Source organism: Acinetobacter sp. UBA5934, assembly GCF_002430855.1.
Lineage (GTDB): Bacteria > Pseudomonadota > Gammaproteobacteria > Pseudomonadales > Moraxellaceae > Acinetobacter.
Genome location: NZ_DJDC01000168.1, coordinates 2,052 through 7,355, shown reverse-complemented (window position 1 = coordinate 7,355; position 5,304 = coordinate 2,052). Strand labels below are relative to the sequence as shown.

Genomic DNA, 5,304 nt, shown 5'->3' with positions numbered 1-5,304 from the left:
TGAATGTAAATTGTTTTAGCTTTAATTTCTAAAAAGGAAAAAGAAGGATAGAAAAAGAAATATCAAAGTTAATGATTGATAAGTTTTTCATAAATTATGTTATTTAATGTTTAGACAAGATAGATTATTCAAAAAATTCCCTAGTATATTTTCCAGGCATTTTAACAATAATGGAAAACAAGATGACCGATTATCCTAAAACTCCGTCCACTGAAGTACAGACACATCAACCTGGCATTCAGTCTAAAATGCATCCACAGCCTGAAGTTATTAAACCCAACTATCAAGGAAGTAATAAGTTAAAAGATAAAGTGGCTCTAATTACAGGTGGCGATAGCGGTATTGGCAGATCAATCGCGGTGTTATTTGCACGCGAAGGTGCCGATATTGCCATCTGTTATTTGGAAGAAGATGGAGATGCCGAAGAAACCAAGAAAATGGTGGAAGCTGAAGGCCGCCGTTGCCTGCTCTTAAAATGCGATTTACAGAATCATGATGAAATCATGAAAATGGTAGAAAAGACGCTGCAAGAATTCGGAGCCATCAATATCTTGATTAATAATGCCGGTGTGCAATACCCTCAAAAATATATTACCGACATTAATACCCAGCAGCTTTTCAAGACTTTTGAGACCAATATTTTTTCCATGTTTTACTTGGCTCAATTGGTCATTCCTTATATGAAGGAAGGTGACTCCATCATCAATACCACAAGTATTACCAGCTATCATGGCCATGACCTGTTAATTGATTATGCAAGTACCAAAGGAGCAATTACTTCGTTTACCCGTAGTCTCTCTACAAATTTATTAAAAAATAAAACTGGAATCAGGATAAATGGTGTAGCGCCTGGTCCGATTTGGACCCCTTTAATTCCAAGCAGTTTTGATGAAGAGCAACTAAAAGATTTTGGTAAAGATACTCCTATGGGAAGAATGGGACAGCCAAGTGAAGTCGCTCCTGCTTATTTATTCCTTGCTTCAGATGAAGCCAGTTATATCTCCGGACAGGTTATTCATGTAAATGGCGGTACGATCATTAATGGTTAAATATTTTAAATACCGTAAATCACCTGAATTAGATTCAGAACCAAACAGCGACATATTATTACTTATCATTCATTTTATTTTGATTAAATGAATAAAGTTGTCAATCTAAAGAGGGATTAATTATGTCTAAAGGCGATAAATCATCTTATACAGACAAACAAAAGCGGCAAGCCAAACACATTGAGGAAAGTGAAAAAGAACGTGGACTTCCCGAGGAAGATGCTGAACGCATTGCGTGGGCTACCGTAAATAAGCAAGATGGTGGCGGCAAGAAAAAAAGACACCATTAAAATATATATTCTACAATCAAATAAAGCTCTTTCATAAGAGCTTTATTTGATTTAGCGGCTTATATTCTATAACTCGGCTTTTTTATCATTTATCTGACAATGTAATTACAAAATTAATATAACAACATGATAATTATTATATTTTAACATATATGCTATGACTGTTCACAATTCTTAAAAGCTTTCAATAAATCAACTCCTTTAAAATCTTATTTTACCCATAAAGGTGTTAGTACCAATGACACTCTATTGCATTAAAAAGAATCAAAGCTTTCTCGCTTATCGAGATCAATTTAATGATTGCCAGAATTGGCAAATATCTGACTTGGATTTAGCCATAGCTAGCCCATGGTATTGGACGGCAGACAAAAATGTAGCGAAAATTTTTATTACTCAAACTGAAGCAGAGGTTTTTCTAAATACTCATTATGAAGAATCTTTCAGCCAAGCCGAAATCAACTTATCTAGCTATGAATATGATGAACTTTAATTTCGCCCAACTATTCTGTTCCCAACAACTTCACTGGATGAGCTGTTTATTATTGCCCTCCCAGCTAAAAATAAACATTAACTAACTATTATTTGTTTGAGCAGACATAGTGCTAAATTTGGAAGCATCAGTAAGTCAGCTTACATATTTTTGCTGTAATGAGGGTTAAAAAATAGGGATTGACCTATGTGTGCAAATTTTGAAGCGATTAAAAAAAATAGAGCATTTCTTCTGGGTCTCTCAGAACCACAGTTCGAATATCCTGATCCTATTTATCCATTATACGATGCCCCAATTTTAATACATGGAGCGGATCAACCTGAATGGGATGTTGCCAAGTTTGGCCTTATCCCTTTTTGGGCAAAAGAATTAAAATATGGTCGCCACACCTATAATGCCAGAACTGAGACAGTAGCAACCAAACCCAGCTTTCGTCACGCCTGGCATAAAAATCAATTTGCTCTGGTACCTGTAGAAGCCATTTTTGAACCCAAATATCTAGATGGCAGACCGCATTGGTATGCCATTTCTCGACAAGATGGCTTACCCTTTACCCTCGCCGCCATTTATGAAAATGCCGTCATTGAGAATAAACCCGTTCGCTCCATGAGCCTGCTCACCATCAATGCTGACTATCATCCTTTTATGCGGCAATTTCACGCGCCAAAAGATGAAAAACGCTCGGTCATCATTATTCCTGAAAATGCGCGGATGGATTGGTTAAGTTGTCAAAATGATGAAGCGAATCAATTCTTTTTTGAAATGCAGGATGAATATCTAGCTGTTCCCAAAAATCGTGCAGCAGAAACGTGACTTTAATATTCTATATTAACTTTTAGATCCTTTATTCTTAGTTGAACGTCTTTCATTTTAAAGAGTTCTAAGTGAGATAATCGATTATAATTATTTCTCTTACCTTTTTATAGAACATAAAATTATAAAGAAGAGAGAGGATTGAATGCTCAATTTCTGTATAGATTTTAATTAAAAGTAAAATTTCTTTCTAAAGCATAATATGTATGTACTAAGGTAAAATTGCTTAAAGATTTGTTCCCTTTTGCATATATATAGCGCGAAAGATTAGAGAATGTCTTAAATTAAATAGTGCGAGATTACCGCTATATAGGAGAGGTATGAAATGGCTACTATCAATGCAAATGATATTACTAAACATGCGGAAGTAATTGCTTCAGATGGTCAAAAAGTAGGAACAGTAGATCACCTTCAAGGCACAGATCAAATTAAATTAACAAGAAATGAAGAAGGTAGTCATCACCTTATTCCTCTTTCATGGGTAAGTGAAATTAAAGAAAATCAAGTCATGCTCAATGTAGATGCTACAGAAGTCAGAAACCAATGGGTTGCTGCTTAAATACAGCAAAAAATATTCATATAAGCCCTTTCTTCAATATAAAGGGCTTATTTCAATTTATAAGGTTAAAATCACTGAGATGAATTTTTCTTTTGATTCAATTAACAACGATATATTAGTTTTTTTATTTTAATAATTTTATTTTGGTTGTATTTATTGTGGTATTCACATTACTAACTACTTTTATATGCAATTTTTATATTTAATACATATAAGTTTTATTTAAAATTTTCTTTACATACCCAAACTTCACCCTCAATACGCACCCGATCTGGTCCAATGAGGTCTAATCTCTTACCATAATAATTGGTCAGATTAAGAAAATTCCCATTCTTGTCATAATTCGCCCATACGCCTCGCTGAATATCCGGGCTATCAAGCTTATAAAATGTTATTAATTTCTGTGGATATGTGGTTGCTGTATTCATTCTTCATTTCACCTGATCTTGTTTAATTGGCAAAATAAGGTACATCCTCTTCAATAAAGAATACCTCGCCAGTAGAATTCAAAATCCATTGATTACTACCCATGATTTTTGTTAATTGTTCTTGTGATGAGTTATAGACATTCACCAAGTGATTTTCCTGATCATATTCACCCGTGTAAATTACGGTAGGTGATGTGTCAAAATCCTCATTCATTTTATGAGCTTTTATAGGTCTGATATACATGATTAACTCCTGTTCTGTTTAAAGGGGCCGCCCCCTTTAAACCTCATATAACCATCGCAAAAACTCCTGTTTTATTTTTCATTTTGAGACTGCTTTTCAGTCTCTTTTTGCTGATTATGCCTATGGTCTTGTTGTGGTAGATGGTGTGGTTGTTTTATCGGTTGATTCCTTTGATTCATATCTGTTTGATTTTGGGATTTTGATTTAGACATAACACTATTCCTTATTGCCATTATTAGATGATAATCAACAGCCTAATTATGAATGACTATATCAGCATATACCTAAGTTAACTGAATAAAAACAATCAGGATGTATCAAAATATAATATTGCAATAAAAATATATTAATAAAATCAATTACCCTCAATTAATAAAAATCAAACCTAAAGAGCTAATAATTTATAAATATAATATATTTTAAAATAAATTATATAAAATTCTAATACATACAGATTTTTTGTAAGTCCTTTACATCTATAATAATATTTAAAATAATATGAATATATAAATAATTAAACCATGTATTCAGCAACTTATAATCTATATAAACAATATCTTTTGAATAGTATTATTAAAACAACACTTTAAACTAAAATAAATTTATAATTAAATCATAATATTTGCTAACTGACCCTTAGTCTTTGGCTCAACCATAGACAATCGAGAAAATAAGCTTTAAAAATTAACACTCTTCCAATATAAAAAACCCATCTCGAGGATGGGTTTTTTATGACGAAATAAACTTAAATACTTATGCTGGAATAGCTTCAGCGACCATTTCTCGCTCCCAAACACGGTGAGCTCGAATCAGATCCTTAAATTCTGTGTTGACTGAATTAAAGTCTTCAGTAACTACTGTTCCTTTATCCATCACCAGTCTTAAATCTTCAACCAAGGCTTTTTTATCACCCAAAAAGACGATAGGTTTTAAATGCTTATAAGCTTCAAGGATGTAATGGGTAGCCACACCATCAGCTTTAACTGCATTGTAGTTGTCACCATCCACGATTACGACTGCATCATACATTACTGAAGGTTCAGCTTTTTGCATCCCATTTGAAGGCAAAGGTGACTGCTCATTACTTAATACAGGTGCCGGTGTCGGCGTAAGAATATGTGCCACTGCACTTTCAGCTTGTGCCCAAGCCAGGATTGCTGCGACATTGGCCTCATTCACCTTGTCATGAACCAGCACAGCAATTTTTCTGGCTTTGATATCTTCCGGTACAAAAGCTTCAAAACTCAACTTAGCAGATTTTTCTACTGAAGAGGTTTTAAAAGATTTACCTGTATCTGGCACTTCAATACCTAAGTTTTTACCAACCTGTTGCGCAAGATCAAGATCGATATTGGCTAAGATCTCTTTCACCTCACGTTCGCGAATATGTAAACGCTGTACCTTACTAAGTTCAAAGGTATAAGCATCAAA

8 protein-coding genes and 1 pseudogene are annotated in these 5,304 nt (G+C 33.9%); 5 read left to right on the top strand and 4 right to left on the bottom strand.

Annotated features, from left to right (window positions below):
• Positions 1-170: 170 nt before the first annotated feature.
• The 5 genes from B2Y23_RS12285 (at position 171) to B2Y23_RS12265 (ending at position 3,201) form a co-directional block, all read left to right on the top strand.
• Positions 171-1,049 carry an SDR family oxidoreductase gene (locus B2Y23_RS12285; protein WP_409449757.1) on the top strand — a complete coding sequence of 293 codons (879 nt, stop codon included), beginning with the start codon at positions 171-173 and terminating at the stop codon, positions 1,047-1,049.
• A gap of 122 nt (positions 1,050-1,171) precedes the next feature.
• Positions 1,172-1,339 (top strand): hypothetical protein, encoded by a 168-nt coding sequence (locus B2Y23_RS12280; RefSeq protein WP_291371100.1) that lies wholly within the window; start codon positions 1,172-1,174, stop codon positions 1,337-1,339.
• A gap of 238 nt (positions 1,340-1,577) precedes the next feature.
• Positions 1,578-1,829 carry a hypothetical protein gene (locus B2Y23_RS12275; RefSeq protein WP_291371098.1) on the top strand — a complete coding sequence of 84 codons (252 nt, stop codon included), beginning with the start codon at positions 1,578-1,580 and terminating at the stop codon, positions 1,827-1,829.
• A 186-nt stretch (positions 1,830-2,015) separates the two neighbouring features.
• Positions 2,016-2,642 carry an SOS response-associated peptidase gene (locus tag B2Y23_RS12270; protein ID WP_291371096.1) on the top strand — a complete coding sequence of 209 codons (627 nt, stop codon included), beginning with the start codon at positions 2,016-2,018 and terminating at the stop codon, positions 2,640-2,642.
• A gap of 325 nt (positions 2,643-2,967) precedes the next feature.
• Positions 2,968-3,201, top strand: coding sequence for a DUF2171 domain-containing protein (locus tag B2Y23_RS12265; protein WP_291371094.1), 234 nt, complete (start codon positions 2,968-2,970; stop codon positions 3,199-3,201).
• Positions 3,202-3,419: 218 nt separating this feature from the next.
• On the opposite strand, the gene B2Y23_RS12260 is transcribed toward B2Y23_RS12265, so the two are convergent.
• The 4 genes and pseudogenes from B2Y23_RS12260 to katE all read right to left on the bottom strand — a co-directional run.
• Positions 3,420-3,629: a hypothetical protein gene (locus tag B2Y23_RS12260; RefSeq protein ID WP_291371092.1), complete on the bottom strand. Its 210-nt coding sequence runs from the start codon at positions 3,627-3,629 to the stop codon at positions 3,420-3,422.
• Positions 3,630-3,651: 22 nt separating this feature from the next.
• Entirely contained in the window at positions 3,652-3,843 is a 192-nt protein-coding gene (locus tag B2Y23_RS12255) for a hypothetical protein (RefSeq protein ID WP_291371090.1), read from the bottom strand.
• 101 nt (positions 3,844-3,944) lie between these two features.
• A complete protein-coding gene (locus B2Y23_RS12250) occupies positions 3,945-4,085 on the bottom strand; it encodes a hypothetical protein (protein WP_291371088.1) in 141 nt (46 codons plus the stop codon).
• A gap of 541 nt (positions 4,086-4,626) precedes the next feature.
• A pseudogene (gene katE / locus B2Y23_RS12245) lies at positions 4,627-5,304 on the bottom strand (catalase HPII); the annotation flags it as partial.